Annotated in this window: 25 protein-coding genes and 2 pseudogenes; 4 read left to right on the plus strand and 23 right to left on the minus strand. The window is 35.6% G+C overall.

Annotation, left to right across the window (positions count from 1 at the left end; genetic code table 11):
* On the minus strand, positions 1-318 hold a 318-nt coding region (locus tag WAK64_RS05850), incomplete at its 3' end, for a transposase family protein (RefSeq protein WP_336586019.1).
* A gap of 181 nt (positions 319-499) precedes the next feature.
* On the opposite strand from WAK64_RS05850, the pseudogene WAK64_RS05855 reads away from it, so the two are divergent.
* Both WAK64_RS05855 and WAK64_RS22355 read left to right on the plus strand, forming a co-directional pair.
* Positions 500-613: pseudogene (locus WAK64_RS05855) on the plus strand (IS1595 family transposase); the annotation flags it as partial.
* Positions 607-759: pseudogene (locus tag WAK64_RS22355) on the plus strand (IS1595 family transposase); the annotation flags it as partial. The pseudogenes WAK64_RS05855 and WAK64_RS22355, both read left to right, overlap by 7 nt.
* A gap of 35 nt (positions 760-794) precedes the next feature.
* Here the strand turns inward: WAK64_RS22355 and WAK64_RS05860 are convergent.
* The 16 genes from WAK64_RS05860 to WAK64_RS05935 all read right to left on the minus strand — a co-directional run bounded on the left by WAK64_RS05860 (position 795) and on the right by WAK64_RS05935 (position 16,173).
* Positions 795-1,094: a hypothetical protein gene (locus tag WAK64_RS05860; protein WP_336586020.1), complete on the minus strand. Its 300-nt coding sequence runs from the start codon at positions 1,092-1,094 to the stop codon at positions 795-797.
* A gap of 205 nt (positions 1,095-1,299) precedes the next feature.
* Positions 1,300-1,995, minus strand: coding sequence for an ABC transporter ATP-binding protein (locus WAK64_RS05865; protein WP_336586021.1), 696 nt, complete (start codon positions 1,993-1,995; stop codon positions 1,300-1,302).
* A gap of 15 nt (positions 1,996-2,010) precedes the next feature.
* Positions 2,011-3,450: an ABC transporter permease gene (locus WAK64_RS05870; protein ID WP_336586022.1), complete on the minus strand. Its 1,440-nt coding sequence runs from the start codon at positions 3,448-3,450 to the stop codon at positions 2,011-2,013.
* 204 nt (positions 3,451-3,654) lie between these two features.
* A complete protein-coding gene (thrB, locus tag WAK64_RS05875) occupies positions 3,655-4,560 on the minus strand; it encodes a homoserine kinase (RefSeq protein WP_336586023.1) in 906 nt (301 codons plus the stop codon).
* A complete protein-coding gene (thrC, locus tag WAK64_RS05880; RefSeq protein ID WP_336586024.1) occupies positions 4,557-5,621 on the minus strand; it encodes a threonine synthase in 1,065 nt (354 codons plus the stop codon). Before thrC ends, thrB begins: the two co-directional genes overlap by 4 nt.
* Entirely contained in the window at positions 5,618-6,952 is a 1,335-nt protein-coding gene (locus WAK64_RS05885) for a homoserine dehydrogenase (protein ID WP_336586271.1), read from the minus strand. The genes thrC and WAK64_RS05885 overlap by 4 nt, the downstream gene beginning before the upstream one ends.
* A 227-nt stretch (positions 6,953-7,179) precedes the next feature.
* The gene (locus WAK64_RS05890; RefSeq protein ID WP_336586025.1) at positions 7,180-7,332 is read right to left on the minus strand and encodes a hypothetical protein; all 153 of its coding nucleotides are present in this window, start codon (positions 7,330-7,332) and stop codon (positions 7,180-7,182) included.
* A gap of 229 nt (positions 7,333-7,561) precedes the next feature.
* Entirely contained in the window at positions 7,562-8,506 is a 945-nt protein-coding gene (locus tag WAK64_RS05895; RefSeq protein ID WP_336586026.1) for a right-handed parallel beta-helix repeat-containing protein, read from the minus strand.
* A 157-nt stretch (positions 8,507-8,663) separates the two neighbouring features.
* Entirely contained in the window at positions 8,664-9,956 is a 1,293-nt protein-coding gene (locus WAK64_RS05900; RefSeq protein ID WP_336586027.1) for an MFS transporter, read from the minus strand.
* 412 nt (positions 9,957-10,368) lie between these two features.
* Positions 10,369-10,923: a kinase gene (locus WAK64_RS05905; protein ID WP_336586028.1), complete on the minus strand. Its 555-nt coding sequence runs from the start codon at positions 10,921-10,923 to the stop codon at positions 10,369-10,371.
* A 216-nt stretch (positions 10,924-11,139) separates the two neighbouring features.
* Positions 11,140-11,682, minus strand: coding sequence for a nucleoside/nucleotide kinase family protein (locus WAK64_RS05910; protein ID WP_336586029.1), 543 nt, complete (start codon positions 11,680-11,682; stop codon positions 11,140-11,142).
* 397 nt (positions 11,683-12,079) lie between these two features.
* Positions 12,080-12,553 (minus strand): GNAT family N-acetyltransferase, encoded by a 474-nt coding sequence (locus tag WAK64_RS05915; RefSeq protein WP_336586030.1) that lies wholly within the window; start codon positions 12,551-12,553, stop codon positions 12,080-12,082.
* Between the two features lie 363 nt (positions 12,554-12,916).
* Positions 12,917-13,111: a hypothetical protein gene (locus WAK64_RS05920; protein WP_336586031.1), complete on the minus strand. Its 195-nt coding sequence runs from the start codon at positions 13,109-13,111 to the stop codon at positions 12,917-12,919.
* Between the two features lie 163 nt (positions 13,112-13,274).
* Positions 13,275-13,859 carry a uridine kinase family protein gene (locus WAK64_RS05925; RefSeq protein WP_336586032.1) on the minus strand — a complete coding sequence of 195 codons (585 nt, stop codon included), beginning with the start codon at positions 13,857-13,859 and terminating at the stop codon, positions 13,275-13,277.
* 125 nt (positions 13,860-13,984) lie between these two features.
* Positions 13,985-14,608, minus strand: coding sequence for a suppressor of fused domain protein (locus WAK64_RS05930; RefSeq protein ID WP_336586033.1), 624 nt, complete (start codon positions 14,606-14,608; stop codon positions 13,985-13,987).
* A gap of 392 nt (positions 14,609-15,000) precedes the next feature.
* Complete coding sequence (locus WAK64_RS05935) at positions 15,001-16,173, minus strand: serine hydrolase domain-containing protein (RefSeq protein WP_336586034.1); 1,173 nt, start codon at positions 16,171-16,173, stop codon at positions 15,001-15,003.
* 107 nt (positions 16,174-16,280) lie between these two features.
* On the opposite strand from WAK64_RS05935, the gene WAK64_RS05940 reads away from it, so the two are divergent.
* Positions 16,281-17,183, plus strand: coding sequence for a LysR family transcriptional regulator (locus tag WAK64_RS05940; protein WP_336586035.1), 903 nt, complete (start codon positions 16,281-16,283; stop codon positions 17,181-17,183).
* A gap of 161 nt (positions 17,184-17,344) precedes the next feature.
* Here the strand turns inward: WAK64_RS05940 and WAK64_RS05945 are convergent, their stop codons facing one another.
* From WAK64_RS05945 to WAK64_RS05955, 3 genes are all read right to left on the minus strand, one after another.
* Positions 17,345-17,857 carry a hypothetical protein gene (locus WAK64_RS05945; protein ID WP_336586036.1) on the minus strand — a complete coding sequence of 171 codons (513 nt, stop codon included), beginning with the start codon at positions 17,855-17,857 and terminating at the stop codon, positions 17,345-17,347.
* 527 nt (positions 17,858-18,384) lie between these two features.
* Positions 18,385-19,152 carry an HAAS domain-containing protein gene (locus WAK64_RS05950; protein ID WP_336586037.1) on the minus strand — a complete coding sequence of 256 codons (768 nt, stop codon included), beginning with the start codon at positions 19,150-19,152 and terminating at the stop codon, positions 18,385-18,387.
* Positions 19,149-19,478, minus strand: coding sequence for a PadR family transcriptional regulator (locus WAK64_RS05955; protein ID WP_336586038.1), 330 nt, complete (start codon positions 19,476-19,478; stop codon positions 19,149-19,151). The genes WAK64_RS05950 and WAK64_RS05955 overlap by 4 nt, the downstream gene beginning before the upstream one ends.
* Positions 19,479-19,808: 330 nt before the next feature.
* Between WAK64_RS05955 and WAK64_RS05960 the strand changes: the two genes are divergently transcribed.
* Positions 19,809-20,690 carry a right-handed parallel beta-helix repeat-containing protein gene (locus tag WAK64_RS05960; protein WP_336586039.1) on the plus strand — a complete coding sequence of 294 codons (882 nt, stop codon included), beginning with the start codon at positions 19,809-19,811 and terminating at the stop codon, positions 20,688-20,690.
* 153 nt (positions 20,691-20,843) lie between these two features.
* Here WAK64_RS05960 and WAK64_RS05965 read toward each other — a convergent pair whose 3' ends face one another.
* The 3 genes from WAK64_RS05965 to fosM all read right to left on the minus strand — a co-directional run bounded on the left by WAK64_RS05965 (position 20,844) and on the right by fosM (position 22,758).
* Positions 20,844-21,605: a class I SAM-dependent methyltransferase gene (locus tag WAK64_RS05965; RefSeq protein ID WP_336586040.1), complete on the minus strand. Its 762-nt coding sequence runs from the start codon at positions 21,603-21,605 to the stop codon at positions 20,844-20,846.
* 201 nt (positions 21,606-21,806) lie between these two features.
* Positions 21,807-22,088 carry a DUF6509 family protein gene (locus WAK64_RS05970; protein ID WP_336586041.1) on the minus strand — a complete coding sequence of 94 codons (282 nt, stop codon included), beginning with the start codon at positions 22,086-22,088 and terminating at the stop codon, positions 21,807-21,809.
* Between the two features lie 250 nt (positions 22,089-22,338).
* Entirely contained in the window at positions 22,339-22,758 is a 420-nt protein-coding gene (gene fosM, locus WAK64_RS05975) for a FosM family fosfomycin resistance protein (RefSeq protein ID WP_336586042.1), read from the minus strand.
* Positions 22,759-22,784 lie beyond the last annotated feature (26 nt).

Here is a 22,784-nt window from a genome sequence, read left to right on the forward strand (position 1 = left end):
CTGTTCATAGAGATATTCTCTAAATCGGCTTGTCTGATGACAACCAGGCTTAACAGAATCGTAGGTTTCAGAAAAGACCTCGAGGCAGTTATGACAACGAAACCGTCTTACTCGGATAAAAAGGTACAAAGGTTTATGGAGTAGAGCCAAATCCCTTACTTTTCTTGTTCTTCTGTCGTGTACAGAGCTTGCGAGAAACCCACAGTAAGGACAACGTTCTTCTTCACATTTTTTCTCAACGACTACAAAATGAAAATTCGAACCATTTTCTTGTTTAACGACTTTAAATTCTGGCAAATCTAGTGATAGGGAAAGCATTTATAAATCCTCCTAGTGTTTGTTTAGTCGCTAACATTATGACCAGGATTTTATAGATGCTTTCCTATTTTTATGGATAAATCACAAAATTTGGTGATGAACCTAAATAAAAGGCTGTTTTCTATAAATTGTGGCTTTCTTAACCATACTGTTAAAAGGTTAATATAATAGGTGTTTAAGTATGTTGGAAAATGTTTATGAAGAGTTCAGCGATTTAACCAAATCAGAGCAATTAGCCTTATTTAACGCAATGAAACAAGACTTGTTACCAGACGAACCAGATAAAATTACGAAACAGTCAATGAGCGACAAAAACAGCGTGTAAAGAAGGGGATATACCACATTCAACACGTTAATAACTCATTTGAAAAACGAGTAGAGCAAGTTTCAGCGTGTCAAAAATTAAATTACAAAACTGTTGAACTGTTAAGAAGGGCATAAAGAAAGACTCCTTTAATTAGGTAGTCTAATTTTGTTTACTTTATTTGAGAACGGACACTACTGCCCCACGCTACTACCCAAGAAATCACTAGTGAGGCTACAGGGAAAATAATATTATAAGGTGTGTATGTGTAACTAATTTCGTATTCAGAATAATAGTGATTCCTATACCAAGCTTCATATGTTTCATATAAGATGTTTAATAACAACGTTATTAAAGGGGCAACAAACACTTTTTTAGTAAGAAAAGATACGAATACCCCTAATCCAATCACTATAAGCGGAACAATGAACAACTGCATCAGAAAAGGGTCTATTGACTCAATAAATTCCATAACTTTCCTCCCTCCCATTTATCAGAATTATATCATAATAAATTTTATCCTTGTTTATTCAAAAGCAACAATCTTTAAGAAAACAGCCAAATAAAAAAAGCTGACTCAAACAGTCTGTGACGACTTTTGAGTCAGCTAATAACTACAATACGATAGGTTATCTTTATGTTTCAGTTCTTCTAGTAGAATTTACAGAATGACTTTTCTAATATATCCTTTCGCTACTTTTTTCTTCTACATGTAACTTTCCTTTAGAAAGACGTAATGTACAATCTGAAATCGCTGCAATAGATGAGTCATGCGTAACAAGAATAATACATTTATTCTCTTTATGAGCAAGCTCTTGAAAGATTTTAATAATGTCAGAGGCCGTTTGCGCATCCACACTTCCGGTTGGTTCATCGGCAACGATTAAGTCTGATTGACAACATAGAGCGCGTGCTATTGATACACGTTGTTGCTGACCGCCACTTAAAGTCAATACTTTCTGGTGTGCCTGTTCAGCTGAAATCCCTACTTTTGCTAGCGTTTCAAGAGCAAATTCTTTTTTGTTTTTCACGTCTGATCCGGTAATTTCCATTGCCGTTAAAATATTTTGTATCGCCGTCATATAAGGTAGTAGATTATAAGCTTGAAAGACAATCGACACATATCTATTTCGAAACTTCGTTAAGCCGATGTCAGCAATGTTACTTCCTTCATATAAGACACTGCCTTCCTTTGGAACATCCAATCCACATGCTAGTGATAAAAACGTTGTTTTACCTGATCCTGAAGGACCAACAATACTATATAGCTTTCCTTTTTCAAAAGTAATAGTGAGCTTTTTCAATATATCTTGCGTTTGACTCCCGTTCCGATACCAATAGCTTACATCTTCCATTTGAAGTAATGTAGTCATTTTATCCCTCTTTTCTTAATCTTGTTTCGTTAATATCGTTTTTGGCTGTAGGCGTAATACAGTAAGCGCTGGAAGCAATGTCGAGATGATAGCGATTAAGATACCAATTCCAGCTAATAGACCAAAATCACTAAGGGTGATTTGGATCATCAATTCGTCTAATGGATCCACTTCCGGCTGAGCCATCATTTGAGCTCCCCTTCTTCCCATTCCAGCGAAGGACGCAGGCTCATTCGTCGTATCCTCACTTTCAATTTGTTGCGTCAACAGCTGTTCCCCCATTTTATTTGCGACGAGGTCTCCTGTGACAGCAGATATTCCTAAAGCAAACATGGCAATGATGAGAATTTCAACGATAAACTGTCCGATTAATTTTCCTTTTTTCTCACCAAGCGCTAGCAATACACCCATTTCAAACTTACGATCTCGAATCGAGATCATCACGATGAGTCCTAATATTACTGCGCCAGCAATTGTCACTAAATACACGACATTTTCAGAGAACGATGCAACACTAGTAATCGGTCCAATCATTTGTTGGTACAGTTGATCATTCGCATTTAGGTTGAAAACATCAAAGTCAATGCTACTGTTCGCTTCGACTTGCTCGATAAATGGATCAATATTTTTTGGATCATCAACATAATAGACAGCACTATCAATCGTACCTGCAAAGTCCTCACCCTTTAGTGTATTGACAGCTGTAAATGGCACGATTAATCTATTTGCAGGATCGAGAGCTGCGATGGACATACCCATATCATCTGTCGTTTCTGTCGTTTCATAAATGCCAACGATTTCGAGCGTTACACTCGTTTCTTCTTCTTCATTTATTCCTTGTACTTCAATAGAATCTCCTACTGCCAAATCATTTTCATAGGCTAGTGATTCTTCAATCAAAACGATATTTTGATTTTCTTCACTATCCGTAATATGCTCCCCTTCTACTAACGTGGACGTAGACTCTGTAAATTCATCCAATGAGTCAGAATATAAGACCCCTTGAAGCGTAACATCACCCATCATTCCACCTCTCATTTGAAACCCTTGTCCCTGTCCCGTTTCTGTAGATTCTTCCTCTTCCGAGCTAGGGTCCTCCTCGTACGGAACAAAATCACCAGCTAGTCCAACTGAAGTGGAGAAATAGTTGTAGCCTTTTATTTCTGAATAAGCGGTCAATTCATCCGCTTCATCTACAGCTATAGGCTCTCGTTCAATTCGTACTCGTTCACCACCCTCATTTCTTTGCTCCTCCATTGCTTTTTGCATATCAAACTCAAGTGTTACATCTCCTCCTAGACTTTGCCTTGCCAATTCAGCAGATTTCGTCGCAGCAGATTGAATGGCTAGTCCTGATAAAACAAAGACACAAATCACTGAAAAAATAAATATCTGTAGTAAACTTTTTCCCTTTCGAGCTTTTACACTTAACAATGCTCGCTTCATAAAATTCATTTAAAAAATTCCTCCTTCTTTTTGAAACAACCTTCGTATACTTAAAGACTATAATGAGAAATTATGTCAAGAAGATGTCATGAACCAAAAAACTCTTTTGTTGAAATAGGACACCCTCTCCCGCCACAACCCCCGTTAGACATTCAACGCTATCTATTTTCTCCACACAAAAAAACGAGTTCAGCCTATTTAACTGAACTCGTTTTATCTATTTATCAATTTCGACTGTATCCCTTGTTCCTCCACCTTTAAAAGACGGACCGTTGTCTTTTTAAAATATTGTTGTAGCACTTCTCGCAACGCGTCACTTGCTTCCCTCTTCACGAAGCAAGCAATGGTAGGTCCCGCTCCGCTAATAGCCACACCACATGCACCTTGTTGTTTTGCTACATTTTCAACCTCTTCGAAATAAGGTATAAGCAGCTTTCGGTATGGTTGATGAAAAAGGTCTTGACTCATCAATTCCCCAAATAGCTCCCAATCTCTTTTCCACAAGGCAGCTAGCATCATATTGCTAATGGCGGATGCTTTCGTCGCTACGTCAAAATCGATTACCTTCGGAAGAACAGCACGAGATTCCTTCGTTTTCATCTCGAATTGAGGGGACACAGTTACAATGTGAAGAGGAAAATCGGAATATGAAACGAGTTCAAAACCTTCGTTCAGCTGACAGCATACGACTAGTCCTCCATACAAGGAGGCGCCAACATTATCAGGGTGACCTTCAAATTCTGCAGCCAGTTGATGCTTTTGTTTTAACGTTAACTGTAATCCACCCACTACATCGACTAGCTCAATGCCAGCTAGCACTACTGCACCACTCGAACCGAATCCTTGAGCAAGAGGAATGTCACTGTCGATTTCAACAAAATACGGTTGTAAAACGACCGAAAATCTTTTCGCTATTTCTTTCGCGACTTGAATCATGTAATGAGTCTCATCATTTGGAAACTTCGATCCCTTTGGTGAAAGCGTGCGAACTTCCCAGTGAGAATGAGGGTAGACGTTTACGTTTAAATAAAGAGATAACGCAAGCCCGATGGAATCAAATCCAGGACCTACATTAGCCGTACTTGCGGGAACTGTAATCCGCCAATTCGCTTGTTTCATTCGCCTACCATTCCTCTAATATAGTCAATCGCTTGCTGACGATGTTGTGGTAGCTGTGTTCGTTTACTTTCCTTTGCTATTTTAGCAACGGCTGGATCTTTTAATCCATTCCCTGTTAACACTAAGACAACCCTTTTACCAGCAGGAAGCTTCTTCTTTGCATGTAATTTTAAAACCCCAGCAAGTGAGGCACAAGATGCCGGTTCGGCAAATATTCCTTCGGACCCGGCAAGCAGTCGATAAGCAGACAAGATTTCTTCATCACTCACCACATCTATCGTACCACCAGATGCTGTTACGGCTTCAAGAGCATACGTCCAGTTAGCAGGATTGCCAATTCTTATCGCCGTTGCAATCGTTTCTGGGTTCGTTATTATTCGGTCTTCTACGATGGCAGCAGCTCCTTCCGCTTCAAAACCAATCATTTTCGGTAACCCCGTATTTTTTACCTTTTCATATTCACAAAATCCCTTCCAATAGGACGTTATATTCCCCGCATTCCCGACTGGTAGAGCCACGATATCCGGTGCACAACCAAGCTGCTCACAAATCTCATATGCCCCCGTTTTTTGTCCTTCAAGCCGAAACGGATTAAGTGAATTGACGAGAGTGACAGAATCTAGTTCATTAAACATTTGGACAAGTTGAAGTGCTTCATCAAAATTCCCATGTATGGTGATAATCTCTGCACCATACATAGATGCTTGAGCAAGTTTTCCTTGCGCCACTTTTCCTGCTGGAATCACAACAATACACCTCATACCCATTCTTGCCGCATAAGCTGACGCTGACGCTGAAGTATTCCCCGTTGAGGCACAAATAACGGTATTACTACCTGACTCCTTTGCTTTTGCAACAGCCACTACCATGCCCCTATCCTTAAATGAGCTTGTAGGATTGCTCCCTTCTAATTTTGCATAAAGATCTATTTCTAATCGTTCTGAAAGACGAGTAAGCTTGATTAGTGGTGTATTTCCTTCCTGCAATGAGAGCATAGGTGTATTATCCGTAATGGGTAAAAAAGAGCGGTATTCCTGGAGTATTCCCCTCCATAACTTCATACGGTATCCCCTTCTTCCACACGATATACACTTTCGATTTTCACGACTGCTGGTACCTCTCGAAGCTCCGTCATAACCGTACGAAAATTTTCCCGTGATGCCCGATGTGTGACTAAAATAATTTCGGCTTTTTCTTCCGCTAATGGATGTTGAAGCACTTTTTCTAGGCTAACGTCGTATGTTGCAAAAATTGACGTTACTTTTGTCATCACGCCCACTCCGTCATGAATACAAAACCGGATAAAATATTTAGAATAAATTTCATCATCTGACTTTAAATGCTTTTGATATTGTGGATTTACAGAACTTTTCCCATTTACACCAAGACGCATATTCTTCATAACTCCAACTAAATCAGATACGACTGCCGTCGCTGTAGGTAAGCTCCCTGCACCAGGCCCATAAAACATCGTCTCTCCAACAGCTTCTCCGTACACATAGATAGCATTGTATTCATCATTTACAGATGCTAATGGATGAGCGTTTGAAATCAAAGTTGGTAGCACACTCACTTCAACCGCATCCTGATCTCTATGCGCATATCCGATTAGCTTCATCGTATACCCGAACTGTTTGCCGTAGCGGATATCTTCCCCGGTTATTTCTGTAATCCCTTTTACTTTCACATCATCTAACTTTATCTCCATTGAAAAGCCAAGTGTTGACAGAATCGCCATTTTCCGCGCTGCATCAAGACCTTCAACGTCTGCAGCTGGATTTGCTTCCGCAAAACCAAGCCGTTGAGCTTCTGTTAGCACATCATCATAGGAACGTCCTTCCTTTGACATTTTTGTTAAGATAAAATTCGTTGTGCCATTCACAATACCCATCATTTTGGCAATTCGATCAGAAGCAAGCCCCTCTACTAAACTCCTTAAAATAGGAATTCCGCCTGCAACACTTGCTTCATAAAACAAATCACATTGATAGTTTGCCGCGGCTGCTAACAACTCTGGGCCATATAGCGCCATTAAGTCCTTATTAGCCGTAACAACATGTTTCTTCTGTTGTAATGCCTGAATAAGGTGCTTCTTTGTCTCCTCGACTCCTCCCATTACTTCCACAATAATATCAATCTCTGGATCGAGTAGTACTTCTGCTGGGTCCACCGTTAACATAGTGGAATCTACTTGAACCTCTCGTTCTTTCTCGATGTCCTGCACTAGTACTTTTTTTATTTTCACAGGACAACCTACTTGATGAATCAGCTTATCTTGGTGATTTTCAATGACCTTTACAACCCCACTTCCGACCGTTCCTAACCCTAAAAGCCCAATCGATAAGCTATGCACCTTCGACCAATCCTCCTTGTTTTTAACAAGCAAAAGCATGTAATTTTCAAGTGAAAAGAGTGATTTATGAGGCAATATTACTCCCCTTCACAGTAAAGGTCAAGTTAATATTCTTATTTTTCTGAATTGTTAATTTAATTGAATGCGCTTCCATTGTTGAATCCACTATGTTCCTTCTTGTTCCTCCTGAACAGTAGAAAAAATTTTCTCTGCTTATCAAGTATCGATTCAGAAAGTTCTCTATAAGCTTGTCTTCAAGCTCATTCTTACCCTGTATTAAGAAAATGAGTTCGTTCATTATCACCAATCTGTTCAACCACTTGATTCACGGTTACTTCAGTCATACCGCTGTGTCCAAGTATTTTTGCGTACTCCCTATCGTTTAGAGGTAGCAATTTGTTTCTACTTGGCTGAGTCATAGTTCCATTCGCCTCTGTCGTTCATTCCTATATGGAATCTACATAAATGATCTTGTAAAAAGAATACATCAAAAAGGAGGAGCATGTAGACACTACCCTTGTTTTCCTTTTAAGTACTTTACTTTATCCGACACCTAGATGTCCTACCTTGTCAAAATAAAAACTATATGTACAAAAAAGGGGAATATATATGAATACAAAAAAACACCCCGAAGGATGCTTCGAAGGATTAATGACAAAGACCCAATGGATCACTCGTACCACATTTATTTCCTTTAAAATGATTATCATCCTCATCTAGGATATCGAAAGAAACATTACCATCTCCATTATTGAATGCTTGATTAAAGAAAATGTTATTAATTTTAGAATTAGCATCAAGCAAAATCCCGTTTTCCGTATTCATGTTCACGAAATTGCGATTGACCCTACTAAAATTTGACTCATTAATGAAAATCCCATTCACAGTGTTATTATTTACGTCATTTCTTATAACCTTATTGAAATTTGAGCTATCTATTTCAATCCCTACTGACCCATTACTATTAACCGTGTTTTTTTTAATTATACTACGAAATGATCGAATAACGTGAATGCCCTCATCAAGAATATTCCCCCTGATATAATTCCCTACAATTATGTTGCTATTTGAATCTGATGAAATATACCCATGACGCATATTATCATTCACAGTGTTTCCGTCAATCCTATTTTTATCTGAGCTATTTAAAAAAATCCCTTCAAGACTATTGTCATTAATAATATTCTCTTTAATGATATTTTTATCTGAACTGTCTAATCTGACACCAATCGCATAATTTTGGATCTTAAAATTATTTACCCTCACTCCTGTAGTATTTTCAATTATGATCCCATCACCTAGAACATTTGCTCCATCAAGCGTGGGTTGATCCTTTCCTACCCCAATGAGCTTAATTGCCTTTGTACTTATAGTGACGTTTTCTTCATATGGTGCACCTTTGTCCTTAACCAAAATAATATCTCCAGGATCAGCCATACCAACTGCATCATTAATGTTTTCAACTTCATCAGGTACAACGATCGTTTTTTCGTTAATAATCATCATCCCAATTAGAGTGAGAGTAACTAATATTAAGAGCGTGACAAAAACAATGAGAACCAACAAAAAATTGTTTCGTTTTGAAACACCCACATTCTCACCTCATTTTGAGCATTACATTTTTACATTTTATGAACGTAAAAAAATATTATGTTCTATAAACACATTGTTTCGGTAAATACATCACTATCATTGTACCTTGAACTGAAAAACGACCAAGCTCATTCTACTTGTATATTTGGTATGAGAATTAAGACGTTTCAGCTTTATGGGTTGCATCTCTCAACGATATGGCTCGGATTTCCTTAGTAAAATACATATATATACTTATGCTTAGCAATGTTAATCCACCGATTAAAGGCAGCCAAAAAGGTGAAAGGATAGTAAGTAATGAACCAGAGAGTATCATAGCGATCGGTACAATAGCCTTAACAATCGTTAAACCAGTACTAATAACTCTTCCTCTTAACTGGTCAGGTACCATTCGTTGAATCATCGTTATGATAGGGATATCAACAAATGAAGAAGAAATCCCAAAGCCTACATTTAGTAAGCAATAAAAGATTGTATAAAAAATAAGGTGATACGTTTGATTAAAGAGTAATGGTCCACTAATTAGGATTGTTAAACTAGAAATGATCATCGTCATAAGGATTAAAAACTTATGGACATTTATCATTGAGATAAATTTCCCTATGAAAATAGATCCAATGAGCATACCGAGTGGAAATGCAGCTTCAATGATTCCGAAGGACAATGAAGGTAGCTTTAAAACATTTGTAATAATATAAGGGACTGGAATCGTTGATGATAAAGTGATAAAGAAGTTAACAAGGATTGAAAGGACGATAATGCCCCGTATTTTTTTTTGTGAGAAGATATACGAAAAACCTTCTTTCAACTCTAGGAGAAAGTGGTGCTTCTCTTTCTGGTGAGAATTTTTTTCATTGAATCGGAAATTGATAAAGCATTCACTTATACTTGCAATGAAAAAGGAGATAGCATTTATTAAAATAAAGGTTTGTATATCAACAAAGGCAAAGGCCATTCCTCCTATAATTGGCCCTAAAGTATATGATAGTGAAAAGGTCATTCTTGTGATAGCATTGATCTTTATTAAATTTTTTTCATCAACAATATTCGGTTTAGATGATTCTATGCTCACACTAGCAAAGGTGCCTATGACATTTAATAAAAATGTCATTACATAAATCGAATACAAATGAAGTTCATAAAGACTAATGATGTATAAAACAAGAAGCAACGCTCCACTTAATACATCACTAAAGACTAGTATGAATTTTCGGTTCAACCGATCTGTCATAACTCCAGCTACAGGTCCTAATAGTATGGTTGGTATGATGGATAATAGTAAGTTTGTTGCAAATGAAAACGCCGAACCGGTCATTGTCAATACGTACAAACTAATAGCAAATGAAAAAACAAATGATCCAAATAACGACACAATGCTTCCAAATGAAATTAAGATTAAATTTTTCATATCAGATTTTGGATCAAATATTTGAGTTAGTATATTCCTCAATTTTTCCCCCTCCTTTATAGTAAGCTTAATTCATCGGGAAAGGGCAACATCAAGGTAATATTGATGTTTTTTTATATAATAAATGCAAAAAAGGTCGGGTTAACCCAACCTTTTCCCATAATAAAGATACGTATATATTTTCTCCCCTTCTTGTAATGGTAGTTCATACTTTCCAGGAGACTGCTTGATATAGATGATCCAACTATTTTTTCATCTGTTAAAAAATAGTTGATTTCATTCATGGTTTATGGGGTAAAGAGTATGCCGTCTTTAATAAAGTATTCATGTTCGTAGCTACATTGGAGAACCCCAATGAAAAAATTGATTGTTAACGATGTCTCCATTTTTGATACTTAAAGCAACTCCAAATTTTTTTCATTCATTACGGAATGCACAAAAAACCTTCCAGTAGTCAGATACTCTCCTTACTTCCTTCACTATCTGATACAGCTGGTTCTGTTTCTTCAACACTCTCTTCTATTTGCTTTAAAATCAGGTTCAATATATCTGATTGTGTCATATCATTCGTCAACATCGTTTCGCCATCCACGCCAAGGTAGTCTTTTGGATTCCACCAAGCTCGTAAAGAATCTTCTCCAAACTCCTTTTTCTTTGAGCGAGTTTGATGACGCTCCACTGTTTTCTCGAAGGATAGATCAAAATAGTAGGTATACGCCTTTCCTTTATAAAACTCAATTAAATATTGTAGCATTTCACCGTAACGTTGTTTATTTAAAATTCCTTCAACAATCACAAACTCACATTTATCTCTACCATACTCTGTGATTTGGCGAATTAAATCGTGAGAAAGATTTCCTTTTCTATCTTGAACGTTCAACATATCACGTCGAACAGCATCTTGAGAAACTAAAAGAGTCCCTTGTCCAAATTGTTCTTGAAGCTTTTTCGCTATCGTTGTTTTTCCGCTTCCGGAATTTCCTCGAATGATAATTAATTTAGATTCCATTTCAATTCACTCCATTCCGTTTGCCTCACCTATCAATAATCAAATTTCTATTAAATAATAATACAGTCCTACAACTTCAAGCGATTGTTACTGAACCATTTTCTTCTTTTATTGTATGGACTAACAGAGGCGTATTTTATATGTATCTACTTATTTCTTAATAGAGGGTCTTTGAGAAAGCCTCTCTAGCTATATGATATTGAAAAATGGACTGTTTTAACAGCTCGATATTTCAATTAATATGCTTTCAACAATAGTAGAAACAGATTGTGTTCCGTCAACAATAAAGTCTGAATTCGGTTTTATTGATGTTAGCATTTCAACATAGCCCCTTCTTCCTTGCAATATGTAGTTCTCCATTTCCAACAATATCTTTTCGTTCGAACAATTGTTAAAATCCCTTCTTACACGGCGTGCCAGTGCTATATCTAATGGTGTATCAATAAATATTGTAAAATCAATTATTGGACTTATTGCCGAGTTTTTATAAGAAAATGGAAAGTCAAGCACGATATAGTCTAATTGTTGATCCCTTAATGTGTTAATATCACTAATTAATGGACTTAAATTCCATTCATTATAATTTGCTCCTCTATCCACCCAATCAATTATGTCTTCAGGGCCTTCAAACTGATAGTCATCAAAATAAAGAACGTTAGCCTTTTGTAATTTTGCTGTTAATTTTTTTGCAACGGTTGTTTTTCCTCCTCCAGAAACCCCAGCTATTGCAATAACACGTGGAAGCTTTGCCTTTACCAAATATAATTCCCCTCACTTTAAATTAACTGATTCAATTATGCTCTTAAAACTCGAAATTATGTTAACCAGTAACTTTACGTACCTTCTACCAATAAAAGACCTTCTGTTTACCTTTTTTGTAGCTCAACCTTACTTTTAGATGGCTCTATATTCAACAGAGTGACATATTCGAGGTTCAGAGAGTAGCTCAGATAGCTTTATAAATAAACATCATGATGATTCTTCTTTATAGAAGTGAGCAGCTTTTGTCCGGCATTAATCGTTTCTATTAAATTTGAAGATAAAATTAACTCTATCCTTCCTACAGCTAAGGACGTGATGAATCAATGTAACTCCCTCTAGATTCTCCTGTTCATGTCTATAAAAAAATCAGTGACAAGAAACTTAATTTCTTGTCTTATCTTCTCTCGTTCTTAACCTTTTTCACCACAACTTTTTCTTTGCCGAGCGTATCACCATAATCAACAAACCCTAAGCTTGAATACAATTGATGAGCAGCATTATTCTCTGGGTGATAGCCTACTACAATCGTATCCGCATCTAGTAATTTAGCCATCTCCAACATCATTAACTTTGTCGCTACTTTTCCTATGCCCTTACCTTGATAACGTTTATCAACCATTATTCGATATATCCAATAGCCCCAATTTCCATTTAGTTCTTCTTGGACAGAATTAAACATCAAAAAACCAACTATCTTTTCTTCAAAATAGATTGCATAAGGCTTTAACGTTGGTTCAAATTTTGATTGAGCGATCGAAATTGCATTTGATTCAATATAACTCCTTTGGTCTACTGATACATCTAATAGACAACATTCATACCAATTTTCTGAACTCAATTCTTTCAATTTAACCTTAACATTAGTCAATAAAATTCCCCTTTTCCATTCAACATAACAGGAACGCCTTAACGACGTTCCCTCGTAACGATTCCTATTTATAACCTGCCTGAACCTACAATAACATAAATAAATTCTCTTTTTTTCTATAAATATACTATTCATATCATTTTATCAGTTTAAATTGTTGCTAGAAAAGGATGGGCATTTGCCAATACTAACGCTCAACATTTTCACCTATGCAGATCTGCCTAAAGAGTTTGAAGGAAGGAACAATTCAAGTTAGATGGCTAACTACCTTGATTGGTTATTGGACAATAGTGGAGTTGAACAATTGCTTTCTTCGCGTCCTGTCAAACATTAAAACATCCAACAGTTGAATTTACGGATAGTTTATTCTTTATCCTTTGTGGTAAAAAATGAGGCACAAAATAGAGTAAGTGCAAGAAAAATAAAGGATAGTGATAGGTGTTGCTCCTTATAAATAAAAGCCCCGTTAAATTTTTGTATAAACAAGGATATCCCAATAATGAAAAAAATTATTCCTAATCCAACGTTTACTTTTCCTAATAGAGTAAGATTTTTCATACAATTCATCTCCTATCTAGAAATTATCGAATGTAGTGTACAATCCATACATGAGATATACGATTATAATCACTAACTAGTTTCATTTCGGAGAATATTTGTATTTATGAATCACTCTAATATATAAGCTACAAAGATAAAGCTTCTATAATGAAAATACAAGTCACCCACTTTTAATAGGGAAAGTATTTGCTTCGTTTAGCACCCATTTTCGAACAACATCTATTGATTTATGTGATGGGTTAGAACCGTTTATTATTACATCTGCAAACCATTTTGTCGGTTCAATAAACTCGTTATAGCGGTGTCTTACAAGATCTAGATATTCTGATGTGATTTCATCAAACGTCTCTTCACTTATGTCTCTTTTTAATCTCCTTACCAATCTCTCATCTGACGGGCAATCTATGAAAACTTTTAAATCTAGTTGCTTTCTAATTTCTTCAAAATATAAGACCATTAACCCTTCGATAATTACTACATTATACTTTTGAGAAGAACATACTTCTTTAATATCGTTGCACAGTCTTACGATATCCACTGACGTAGGATGATCATAGTCATCATATAGTCTCCCATTATATGGGGCGTTAGCTTTAGGCTTTACTTTATGAAAATAATGATCTGTTGAGATGGCTTTAACGTTAGCCCCCTTTAACGAACTTGCTAATTTATTACAAAAAGTAGTTTTGCCACTTCCGGAACCTCCGGCTATTCCAATTAAAATACTATTTTGAAAATACTCCATAGCTAACTGTTATTCCTCTCTCCATTCTCCAAGCATAGCTCTGTTTCTACACTACACATGTAACATCCAGTGCCTCGCCGATTAATACGATTATAAATAGGAATGTATCCGTTCCATGTCTGTTATTAAATACGGATTATCTTTCTCATCTTCTCAATAAGGAGGTTAACTTTTCTAGAGTCGTCTTTTACAACTTGCAATTCTCGTTGAGTTATTCCAACTAATTGCAGAAAATCTACTCTCCCATGAACTGTATCAGTTCCTTCTGCCTCTGTATCCTGAACAATTAGTAGCGCAGTAATAGCAGACTCTTTCCCAATATGAAGGGAAGTTCCATTTCCAGCAACATATTGCATTGGTTCAAAAAATTTTTCTTTTGTATACGTATAACGAGCAAGATTAGATAGCATATCTGCTGCCCATAAACAATCTTCAATTGAATCCGCTTTTAGTTTAATCGTCATTTCATAGCCCCAACGACTCCATTCACCACCAAAAGATTCTTCATTTGTGTAGAGCTCCGTCATCCCATACGTTAATAGATGTTTGTACCCATTTGAAGATTGATAAATGCTAAAACCATCTAAAAATTCCTCTCCTCCAAAAAGAGAACGCTTATGGATCTCAGTTGCATAGTGTGCAGGTTCCTGATCAGCATATAGTTTCTGAAACACTTCATCTATTGCATCCCACCCTGGTGCCCAGTCTTCTTCCAATGAAGCTCTTTTCTTATATTCTTCTAAAAGCAAGAATACCCCTCCTCACATAGACTCTTTATAAATCATTGAAAAAATTATAGAAGATAAATTCTTCATTAACCTTCTCAATCTGTATCTTCTTTTACTAATTTTGGATGATACTATTATTATTTCCTTTTATATAATAAATCTTGTTTTCAATATTCTACAATATTTAGTTTGATACAAATAGAACGGTTGTTTGTAAAACACTCTTTGGCATTCCTATTTACTATATTTCCAACCATACTTATGTAATCAAGGTCTTCATTCAGCATACTGTGTTTAAAGAGTGTATTCGGTGGTAAAATATATACAAAGAAACTAAGTTTTTTTTGCTTTCTATCTTCTGATTCTTTATAACGATTTTTTTGGTTTAATTTTTCCAAAAACTTTATTAGCATTTACCTTATTGAAGGAATAATATATTTTTCTAAAAGGGGATCTACGTCCATTCCACTTGATGTTTGAACTACAACTAGATTGAGATCAGGAACAATCACCATATACTGCCCATATAATCCCATACCTCTAAAGGTATTGAATCCTAGGATAGATTTTAACCAAAGAAAATATCCATACTTATCCCCATCAAAGTTTTGATTGGTATCACCGTACGGTTTTGTACTTTCATCAACCCATCCTTTAGGGAAAATTTGCTTGTCTTCCCAACGACCATTTCTTAAATATAAATAGCCAATCTTTGCTATGTCTCTCGGTTTCATCATTATCCCTGTTCCACCATATGAAGTGCCTGATTGATCTACTGGCCATTCTACATCTGTAATTCCCATCGGTTTAAACAAATGGATTCGAGCAAAATCGGATAGACTTTGTCCAGTAGCCACTTGTACAACTTTTGATACAACTCGAGCGTCACCTGTGCTATAGTTCCAGAAGTCCGGTTCTTTTCTGATAGGACGATTCATGATAAAATATGCTGGATCTTCTGCTTGCATAAATTGATTCCATGTATCAGATTGATAAAAGCCTCTTTTTGTTTGTTCAGGAAAGTCTATTCCAGATCTCATTGTTAACAATCGTTTAATAGATAGTCCTTCTACCCAGTTATTCTTGTTTTCTATCTTGGCATCGTCGAGATAATTTAATACTTTATCGTCTACACTATTAATTTTGCCTTGTTCAATTGCGACCCCTACTAAAGCAGATGTTATGCTTTTTGTAACTGAATAAATTGGATGAAGTACTTCTTGGTTATACTCTCCCCCATATTTTTCTGCCACAATATAACCATCTTTCACTACAAGCAAACCTTCCATTGGTATGTTTTCTTTCTCTATAAAGTCAAACATATCCTGTAATAAAGCTGAATCCATCCCTACACTTTCAGGTGACGTTCTCTTCCATTCCTCTGCTGGCCAGTACTGTAAGATTTCTTCCATTTTTGTTGGAATAGCTATTAGTTCCTCTTCTGTTTGATTTTTCTCTCCTGCTAAATCAGAATCTTTTTTTATTCCATCTGATAGGTTATCTTCCGTCTCTTTATTGCTACACGCAACAACCAAAAATATCATAGAAAATAATACCATGAATGTCACCCTTATATCACTTCTCATATTTTACCTCCTAAACTATTTAATTCCATTCTATTAGCAGGTATAATATATGTAAAATATATATTATTTATAATATATATAAAAATTATATATAAGTGGTGGAAGAAATGATTGAATTATTAGAATCTTTTAAAGCTGTTGTAGAGTGTGGGTCATTATCTAGTGCAGCAAGAAAGCTACATACAAATCAACCGAATTTAACAGTAAGAATACAAAAGCTTGAACAAGATTTTGGAGTAAAACTGTTTGATCGTGAAGGAAAAAAGCTAATGTTGAATCCCATTGGAAGAAAAATGTATGATCAAACAAAGACACTACTAAATATGTATGATGAGATACGTGGGGAAATTACATTATATAACCAACCTCATTTTGGACACATTCGAATTGGAGGGGGTTTTCAGATTTTGTTAACGTCTTTACCACCATTATTATTAAAATTTAGCCAATTATACCCGAAAGTTACGTATTCTATTAACGAAATTGGACCCTCAAATGATCTATATCGTCTAGTAGACCAATACGTCATTGACTTTGGTTTCGTCGATACTAAACATTCATCGTTTGAAAATATAAATACTATTCAATTAGGAATTCATTCAAACATAAAGTTAATTGTTTCTAAAAATAGCATTTTTTCAGGACTTGACACGATCAATATTAAGGACTTAGAGAAGCTTTCCTTTATTACCTTTAAAAAAGGAACAAAATTAATGGATTTTATTGAGGAAACGCTTGAAGAGAATGGAATCTCTCTTTCAGTTAAGATGGAAATTGATCACATAGAACTGATTATTAAATTTGTTGAAATGGGCATGGGCGCTGCTTTTCTTCCTATATCTACAGGCTCTGACATTTTCGAGGATAAACATGTACAGCTATTGAATGTTAATGGGGTTGAATTTAAACAAAAACCAATTTATTTAATATACCGGAAAAATCGTTATTTTCCTCCTGCTTTAGAGCAATTCATGAATGAAGTAAACGCTCATTTCCATATTCATATATGATAACTTAAATGAAGTTGTTCTTATATTAGAAGAATTCTTAACCTACTACCTCTTTATATTTGGTTATTCTTTCACTAAATATGACCTCAACAGTATAACCTTTTAATTATAGGCTATTCCTTCTCTCGTCCAATGTCGTTCTTCGTTCTTACCTTAATAAATCAATTTTTTAAAAGATATGACGGATAAAAAGACAGACTATGAGAAGGAGGATTCATTCCTGAGGGGTCGACTATGAAACCAAGTTGGCTATAAAAGTAAAAAAATATGAAAAAGGTTACGATAAGAAAAATAGGATGACGGATAAATGACAAGTGAGTTTTGTCCTCTTTCTGCATCGTTTCTTCTTGAATAAAATAAATTAATGTCAGCATAAAGCCAATAAACAGTACAAACATTACGTATATCATGCTGTCCCAATATTTTAAGGGAATCATTTCACCAAGCATAGCACCCATCATCCCACCCATTAGTCCCGATAACATACCATCTAACACAGATAAGACACTTGTAGGCAACCCCAACATAAAACCAATAATCATTCCTATACCCATACTAATTACAGTAGAAAAAAACAGTTGTCCATTAAGAAGGATTCCAACTATCACCCCTCCTAACAATCCCGTCATCATCCCTACAACCATGGCAATCATCATACCTGTCATCTTTGTCATTCTAGTTCTCTCTCTCCAAGTGATGAACATAATCAGTGAGATTAGTAAAATTATAACAATGATTAATACAAATAATGAGGTAGTCATGCATAAACTCCCTTCTATACCGTACATTTTTAGTAAGTATATGAAAATAGACGAACGAATATACAAGTAAAAGATTAACGAAGAAGTCATGAATCCTCTATTATTTAGATTCTATTAGAAGACATTTATTGACCTTCTCCATTTCGCTTTGAAGATTTTTTCATTTCCATGCTTCTAGCGTAGTCAATGAAAAATGCTTCTCTTTATCAAGTTAACTCTCTAATTTGAGACTTTATAAAGTCACTTTTGCAAGAACGCTTCACCCTTAAAACGTTCGTGTGCTGCTGATACAATAATTTTCCTTTTCCTTCTAGTTTCTTATGAACTTTATTCCCTCATTATTTTTTTAGTATTTTCATTGATTACATTTTCCGCTGCATAGGTTCAAGAAAGGGTGCTTTTCTATCATAGAAAAGCACCCTTTCTGAAAGACCACCTATTTAATTATGTTTTTTCTCCTTTTTCTTTTCTTTTATAAAAAAGTAAAGTAAGTAAAGGGCAATACATACTTGTGAACCTATTCCTCCTATTATTACCTTCGTGTTAGTCGGAATGTTGGTCATGTTTATAAGAATCTCTGGAACATATAAGAGAATAGGGAGGATAATCCAGATCCAGGATTTGCCCGAAATCGACATTCCAACGAAAACAAGAATACAAAATACGATGGCTATAACATTCCAATTACCCCCAAACTGAATAGTTGGCGAATTATAGGTTCCATTGAAAAACAATAACGCTAAAAATAAAAGCAATGGAGTAATCCCATTAACCCCAAATATTACCCATTCTTTTATTTTCGAGACGTTGTTACTTGCTAAATACTTAAATGAAACCACAATAAGAGACAAAAACGATAATAAAATCAACGGATACCCTATTAACTGTATTAATGAATAGGATAAACCTCCTGTTAGGGCATCTCCCATTAAAATGTAAGAAAAGGCTCCTAAACAAATTAGAAAAATCGTTTTTAGCACACCTCTAAAATCTATAGGCATCTCACCCGCTATTTGCTCCATATATTCCTTTGGCGTTATTCCAATGATTTCGTCTACGTTTTTGTTGTTTTTTTCGGCTTCAAATAAATGATCTTCTAATTCATCAATAACCTCCTCAATTTCTCTTTCATTTTTCCCGCTTGAAACTAAATACATCCTTAAGCTTACTAAAAAATCGCTGCTTTCTTTGGATAGATTTATAATCATTCCTTCCCCTCCCCCAATACGTTATTTACACTACCTGAAATAGCCTTCCAATTTCTTTTAAACTCTTCCAGCTCATCTCTCCCCTTGTTCGTTAAAGTATAATATTTTCGCTTTGGACCTCCAGATGGAAGTGCCTTTTGAAAAGTCGATACTAATCCCTCTTTTCTCATTCGAAGCAATAGTGGATAAATACTTCCTTCACTAACCATCGTAAATCCGAAGGTATTTAATTTTTCCATTAATTCATATCCATAGGTTTCACCTTTGCCAATAATCGATAGAAGGCAGCCTTCTAAAATTCCCTTTAGTATTTGACTTGAAGACAATACATCCCCCCCTTTCTACAACTAAGTTGTAATACAAGGTAGTTACACAAAAAAATAATAAAGAACTACTTTGTATTACAAGTTAGTTTTAATTTACCATATACCGTTATGTAGTTCAAGGTTTGATTTACATTTTTTTCATCTTAATAGATTCTCTCTATAAGTCCTCCGAAAAATAAAGGATGATTACCGTATCCTACTCTTCAGCTGTTTTACATGATGACGGCATCATATCCATTATCATCCATAATGCTTAGTTATTCATACAAGCACAACTTGTCCTCTTTTCATATACTATAGTAAATCTATTTTTGAAAGGAGGAATGCTAGATGGCAATTCACGTCGTTCCGACCGATTTTCTAACTGTACAAGATGCAATTAATTTTGCTAGTCCAGGTGATAGTATTCAACTATTAGATGGTACGTTTGATGGGTTTGTTGTACCCAATAATAAACCTCGGCTGAAAATTTTCGGAGAAGGGATTGGAGAATCCATCATTGCAGGAGCACCACTTGGAAGCTTTGGCATTATTGTGTTAGCTGACCGAACGTCCATCCAAGGATTGACTGTTCAAGGATTTGCTTTAGGAGGGGTTCAAATTAATTCGGATAGTAATATATTAAAAGATATTGAGTCCGTCTTAAATATGGGGATAAATACGGAAGGATTTGAACTTAATGGTCAAAATAATCTATGTATACGGTGTACATCCCGACAAAATGATTTTGGAATGACGATAAATAGCGGAGAGCATAACTTTATCTACCAATGCATCATGCAAAACAATGAATTTGGTTTTTTCTCCGTCTCAAATAATAACAAGTTGATTAGTAGCGAAATTAAAGAAAATAATAGCTTCGGCATCATCTTACTAGCATTTACTACTCTGTTCGGAAGCTCGTCATTGCGAAATGGTGCTATAGGTATCTTTGTTATCTTCAATAATAATACGATTATTGAAAACATAGTTTGGGACAATGATACTGGGATTCAACTGTTTTTCTTTGGAGAAAATGTAATTGATTCAAATATCGTCCGCAAAAACGACATCAATGGGGGTATTTTTGTATCTGCTATCACCATGGACAACGTAATCCGGTTCAATAAATTAAAACTAAATGAACCTTTTGACCTTATTTCTGCCAATATAAATAACATCTTTGATGGCAATCGATGTGAGAGCAGTAACCCTCCCGGACTATGTATCTGAACCAAGTTCCTTTAATAATTTCCTGTCGAGAAGAGCCATAAAAAAAGGAGAAGCTATTGAAGCTTCTTCTTTCATTCTGTAAAAGATAGAATATTACCTTATTAAATTCTTTCATTATCATAATTGGGAGGTGACACTTTTCCTCTTCAGCTTTTATTTTGTTAATTTAAATACGATAAAATCCGCACAATGTAAGTCTTCCTCAAATAGAGGATACCTCGCTAACATTTCATCAGAAGGGACCGGTTCCACAACGGCTGACAAGGTGAAGCCTGCTTGCTGTATTGCTTTCATATAGCTCGTTAGCGTTCGATGATAGTATACGATTTTTTCCTTATGATGAACTGGAAAGTTTTGGTCATAGACACCTTCATAGAAATATCGGTGCACTTTCCAAAATTGTCTTTCTCCCTTCTCATTTCGTACCCACCCACTGTTAGGCGTAATAAAGCAAGGGTGCAAAATCGAAAAGATGCAAACTCCACCATCTGTTAAAAGGCGGTGCATTTCCCTTAAAGCAGCCTCGTAGTCTTCTAAGTCTTGAAGAACCATATTTGAAACAATCGTATCAAATTGGGCATCTGCCAAAAAACTCAGCTGCTCACAGTTTCCTTGTCGATAATGAATAGGCGCATCACTCGACGTTCTCTGCTTCGCCATTTCAATCATCTTTTGAGCATAGTCAACAGCCGTTACGATTGCTCCTTTTTCCGCCAATAGTCTACTTAAATAGCCCTCACCACAGCCTGCATCCAATACTCTTTTACCGTTTACATCTCCAAGTAAGGAAAAAATGGTTGGATTTAAGAACACCTCTCGATGAATATCCCCATGCTCCGTATAGCTTGAGATGAAGCTTTCTGCATGTTGGTTCCATCTTTTTATCGCATCATCTGTTGTCATTGTTCTTTTCATTTTACGCCCTCTTTTCTATTTTGGCCGTAACGTTACGTTTATGTGCACACTCTTATTTTTCCATACCCTTAAAAAAAGTTATAGACTTATATTTCATTTTTTAATATCATGTAGATAGAGGCATACCATCTTTACATTACATATAAAAAGCCAGGAATTCCCAAAAGGATTCCTGGCTTTTCTATTGTTTTAACCTACAGATTACTCCATATGTTGTTGACAATATTCAAGTACCATGTTTTCTTCTGCTTCTTCTAATGCAAAATCAAGATACTTCTCCGTTGTTCTTTCATAAATTTGATATTGAACCAATCGAGAGGCATTCTCTTCGACAGCAACAATGGCTCTCATATATAACCCATGCTCTGAGAAAAGCTCATCTTCTTCAGGCACTTCAATCGTAAGGAAAAATTCATAACGATCGCCAATTAATATTCCTGTCGGATCTTCAAGCTTTTCAACTGTATGTTCTAAAATCTTCATTTTTTTCTTCCCTTCCATTGTTACAACTACTTTTATGTAAAGTGCTATGTGAAGATTTTACCCCTCTTCGCTTTGATAGTCAAAAATAATAGAACTCTATTGTATTCTACAGTCCCTTTGCTTTGCGATAAACTGAAATTCTTCATCGTTATGTACACAATATCAAAAGATACGAATATTTAATGACCATATACTACTTTTAATAAACTGAGCCCATTCCCTTCAGGAACTTCTTGCCATTTTCTCATTCTTATGAAAAAAACGTCATATGCTGCTTGTCCTTTTTATAATATTGCAATCGATCTGCTAATGTTCCAGTGTGAAACTCAAATTTATGGCCGTCTGGGTTGGTAAAATAAATGGATTGTCTATCTTGTTCATCTCTTTTTCGACCTGGTAGAATATTTACGTCAAGCTTCTTTAATTTCTCCCTCATTTTCAAAAAATCTGCTTCATCGATAGAGAAAGCAATATGCGTGTATGAATGTTGAATCTCGTTACGTGGGATATCTTTTTCTTCATTGAGGGCTAACCACATTCCATTCAAATCAAAATAAGCCGTTTTCCTCCCTTTGACTAATAGCTTTGCATCAAACACTTGTTGATAAAATGCAATCGATGTTTCTAAATCGTTTACTGAAAATAAAAAATGATTAATTCCTTTTATCATGTTGCACTACCTCCATCATATAATAA

Origin of the sequence: Bacillus spongiae (assembly GCF_037120725.1) — a bacterium.
Lineage (GTDB): Bacteria > Bacillota > Bacilli > Bacillales > Bacillaceae_K > Bacillus_CI > Bacillus_CI spongiae.